Origin of the sequence: Ligilactobacillus salitolerans, from assembly GCF_003864415.1 — a bacterium.
Classification (GTDB): domain Bacteria; phylum Bacillota; class Bacilli; order Lactobacillales; family Lactobacillaceae; genus Ligilactobacillus; species Ligilactobacillus salitolerans.
In genome coordinates this window covers 1-316 of record NZ_BFFP01000132.1, presented here as the reverse complement: position 1 = coordinate 316, position 316 = coordinate 1, and the positions used below count along the sequence as shown (strand labels likewise).

Annotated in this window: 1 rRNA gene; it reads left to right on the top strand. The window is 53.2% G+C overall.

Going from position 1 to position 316, the window contains the following annotated elements:
• Positions 1–316, top strand: a 23S ribosomal RNA gene (locus LFYK43_RS12370); the annotation flags it as partial.

Here is a 316-nt window from a genome sequence, read left to right as displayed (position 1 = left end):
GAGTTACGTTAACGTGCGAGGTTAAGGCGGAAAGGCCGGAGCCGGAGCGAAAGCGAGTCTGAAGAGGGCGAATGAGTACGTTGACGTAGACCCGAAACCAAGTGACCTACCCATGTCCAGGTTGAAAGTGCGGTAAAACGCACCGGAGGACCGAACCCGTGTATGTTGAAAAATGCTGGGATGAGGTGTGGGTAGCGGTGAAATTCCAAACGAACTTGGAGATAGCTGGTTCTCTCCGAAATAGCTTTAGGGCTAGCCTCGGAAGATAAGGATCGTGGAGGTAGAGCACTGTTTGGACTAGGGGCCCGTCTTGGGT